Genomic DNA, 3,554 nt, shown 5'->3' on the forward strand with positions numbered 1-3,554 from the left:
GAGCGTCTGAAGCCGCTCAATGAGGCGCTGCTGATGTCCGCCCCGGAAGGGGCGGCGCTGACCAGCGGTGAGCATCTGCAAATGACAGCCACAAAAAATGTTGCCATCAGTGCAGGCGGGGATATCAGCACTGGCGTCATGGGTAACATGGCCGCCCTCGCCGGAGAAAAGCTCGGTCTGTTTGCCCGCACCGGACAACTGAGCCTGAAATCCGGCGAAGGCCCCGTGGAGGCGCAGGCGCAGAACGGCAATATGAGGCTGTTTGCGGAGAAGAAGCTGACGATAAGCTCGGCGAGCGACATCTCGTTTGCCGGAAAGAAACGCATCACGCTTATCGGCGGGGGGGGCTACCTGCGGCTGGAGGCGGGGAAGGTGGAGTACGGTACGACGGCAACGTATCTGCGCAAAGTGAGGAGAACGATGGCGGCGGGGGCGGTGAGTATGCCGGTTAAGGCAGCGACGGGCGGCGGGATTTGCCTGAGTTGCCTGATGAAAGCTGCGATGAATGGTAATGCTTTCGTCATACGGGGGGAATCATGATTAATAATTCATATAATTTAATTATGAGATCTTTAATGTCCTATCCTGATTGTTCATTGTTTGCACTTGTTGACGGCTTGCAATATGAGCGTCATTTCGGGGATGAGATTCAGCACGAACAGGGAGTTGCTGAACCATTTTTAAATAGCTGGCCTGACGCCCGTCTTGCTTTTGCTGGGCCCTGGTTATTTCGTCTCAATAACTCGGTAAGCCATCGTGACAAACTGAAACAACTGGCGGAGGCTGTTCCATCTGTTTCGTGGATAATTTCCTCCGAATCTCTTGAAAGTTTAATTGACCATTTCAGAACCTTTCTCAATTTACAGTTGCCGGATGGTCGGTGCGCTCTTTTCCGATTTTATGATCCACGAATTTTGGCTGAAATCGAATTTTTGCTGGAAGAAACTCACTATATGCAATTTATTAATCGAACAAAAGAAAGGGTTTTTCAGGTGGATGGGGAAATGATGGATATGAAGAGCAAAGCTAGTTATTACACTGGTCGATGGTTGAAGGATAGGGGGAGTTAAAGTGGTAATAAAACTATCTCAGCAGCAGCTTGAACAGCTTACTCAAAGAGAAAGTCTCAATTATATTAAGCGCCTGCATGAGGTTATTGTCAGAAACTCACCCTCTCTTTCCGATGATAATGAATTACTTACAAGGCTTAAAGATGCTGATGAGTTCTTGAATATTCACGATTTTCATAATCAAGAGGTTAAAACAGATTTTTTGATAATGAATGCCTTTGAGCCCTATTTCTATAAAACGAAAGCGATGCAAGACTGGTTACTAAATGGTGAAGAAAGCACCGAAAGTGAATACATAAATTATCAACAAATCAGAGGAAATCTGGTAAAAAGAATGTTCGGAGAAGCTAATGAGTGATATCGGAAGTACGTTTCCCGTTCCATCTGGCAGAACAGGTACTTTTCCGCAAGCCAGGGGAGGCCGCCTGGGAGGGGTGATTGGGATTATTCAGGAGCTTGATTCTGCCAGGGAAGCATATCTTGTACGGATGGCTGAAATGGAGAAAGTGAAAGCAGAAGCTGCAACAATGACTAAAGAATTGAGTGAGGAAGGGTGTGATCAGTGTGTCTATACTCAAGGGCAGGTTACATTACAGAATATAGAAGGTTGGTCTGATGTCAGTATTGCGTATCAGTTTTATATTTGTCAGCTACCTATTCATTTTCCTGTTATGAAAATAATGGAATGGACTTATGGCGTGGCATTTGATGGATTTGCGCCGAAAGAATGCGTACTGAAAGAAAGTAAGGCCAACTATGACCAATTTTTTGACAGTAATGGGGATGTCAAGTTTTTCATGACTATAAAGAATTTTGGTGAGGGTCTTTTTATAAAGCAAGCTACAGCGCAGAATGCTTGTGCAATTAAAGGCATGCCGCCTGGTAAGTTAGAATGGTATTTTATGCAACCCATAAGTGCTAAGTATGCCAGAATTGAATTTGCTTTAGAAGGTTTGGATATAAACGTTATCTACAAACCTATGCCTTTAGATTACATAAAAAATATATTTCCAGGTTGAGGTGGTTTTATGCATTACAAAATTCATTCTTTACTTTACAGAAAAGATATTTTAACTGCTGTTCAGTTGTTTAAAGAACTGAGATATTTGATCGATGCTTTGCCCAGTTGGGTTGAGAAGAAAAAAATTTGGTTAATTGCACATCCTTCAAAGAAAATTATAGCCCTAAACGAACTTGGTATTTCTGACGATGCATTGGCCTATGTCGATTATTTGATTGTAAATAAGAAGCCTATAAGCGTAGTTCTGGCTGATGAAAATGAAGATGATAGTATCATAACCATTTTATATAAAAACACACCATCTATTTCAAATGAAAGATATTTACTCACAGTGACAATTAAATCATTATCTAGTTATAATGATGTAGATAATTTTGTTTATATATTTAAGGCTATGGTTAATTATAATGGATGGTGCTTTAAATATATACTCCTTGATACAGAGCAATATAGATTCAATCAAAGGGAAGTGTTTGATGATCGATTACCAGTTGGTTGGATGTTATATTTGCCTGTAAGGATAAAACACGAGCATGTTCCATCCGCATATAAAGTATTTGATATCGAAAACAATGCCGGAACCATAGTTATATCTAAATCAGTGTTTAATGGTAAAGAGCCATTTGATATTACATGCGCAAATAATGTGGAGATAGAACTAGCAGCGAATGGTTTATTACCTTTAATCAAAGGATTGTAACTTTGAATTCAGGCTGGAGCGCACCTACCCGCCGCGTGAAATTATCTCCCAGTGGCGGGAAACGGATTTGCAGTTCATTCAGCGCATTCTGTCCGAGGTGGGGATTTACTGGCGTACGGAGATGGATGACACCCGTGAGCTGGATGTGTACATTTTTGCCGACAGCCAGCTTAACTACCGGTTTGACGTGCGCCTGCCGTACCGCGAGCCATCGGGGCTGTTTGACGGTGCGGCAGAGTCGGTCTGGGATGTGCGGACGTGGCGCAGGATTGCCACCGGCACCGTCACCACACGTGATTACAACTACCGGACCGCCTCCACGCCGATGGATGCGACGGTCAGCGTGCGCAGTGATGCGGTCACCACCGGGGAGCATTACCGCTACGCCGCGCCTTACCGTGACGCGGGTGACGACGCCAGCCCGGAGCCGGAAACCGAATCCGGCGCGTTTTACGCCCGGCTTCATCACGAGCGGGAACTGAATAAATCAGCCCGTATTCACCTGTTCAGCAACGCCTCACACCTCGCGCCCGGTCAGGTGCTGGAGCCGCAGGGCGATGTCATTACCGCCCTGAAAGAGGGCGTACTCATCACGCTGGTGACCTTCCGGGGTGCCCGTGATTCCCGCCTGCACGTGTCGGTCTGGGGCATACCCTACACCGAGCGTTACTGTTTCCGCCCGGTGGACATCCCGCGCCCGGAAATCCACGGCACGCTTCCGGCGCGGATTGAGAGCCGGGAGAAGAACGATATCTACGCTCAC

At 45.8% G+C, this 3,554-nt stretch carries 5 protein-coding genes and 1 pseudogene; all 6 read left to right on the forward strand.

Annotation, left to right across the window (positions count from 1 at the left end; genetic code table 11):
- Window positions 1-540 (forward strand): DUF2345 domain-containing protein (locus E0L20_RS23660; RefSeq protein WP_131636014.1); only part of this gene is annotated, 540 nt, incomplete at its 5' end.
- Window positions 537-1,070, forward strand: a complete 534-nt coding sequence (locus tag E0L20_RS23665) for a DUF4123 domain-containing protein (protein WP_242673436.1) — start codon at window positions 537-539, stop codon at window positions 1,068-1,070. The genes E0L20_RS23660 and E0L20_RS23665, both read left to right, overlap by 4 nt.
- A 1-nt stretch (window position 1,071) precedes the next feature.
- Window positions 1,072-1,428 (forward strand): hypothetical protein, encoded by a 357-nt coding sequence (locus E0L20_RS23670; RefSeq protein WP_131636015.1) that lies wholly within the window; start codon window positions 1,072-1,074, stop codon window positions 1,426-1,428.
- Window positions 1,421-2,089 (forward strand): restriction endonuclease fold toxin 5 domain-containing protein, encoded by a 669-nt coding sequence (locus E0L20_RS23675; RefSeq protein ID WP_131636016.1) that lies wholly within the window; start codon window positions 1,421-1,423, stop codon window positions 2,087-2,089. Before E0L20_RS23670 ends, E0L20_RS23675 begins: the two co-directional genes overlap by 8 nt.
- 9 nt (window positions 2,090-2,098) lie before the next feature.
- Window positions 2,099-2,791 carry an Imm52 family immunity protein gene (locus E0L20_RS23680; protein ID WP_131636017.1) on the forward strand — a complete coding sequence of 231 codons (693 nt, stop codon included), beginning with the start codon at window positions 2,099-2,101 and terminating at the stop codon, window positions 2,789-2,791.
- Window positions 2,790-3,554 (forward strand): annotated as a pseudogene (locus E0L20_RS23685) (type VI secretion system Vgr family protein); the annotation flags it as partial. The gene E0L20_RS23680 and the pseudogene E0L20_RS23685, both read left to right, overlap by 2 nt.

It is taken from the genome of Enterobacter wuhouensis (genome assembly GCF_004331265.1).
Taxonomy (GTDB): Bacteria; Pseudomonadota; Gammaproteobacteria; order Enterobacterales; family Enterobacteriaceae; genus Enterobacter; species Enterobacter wuhouensis.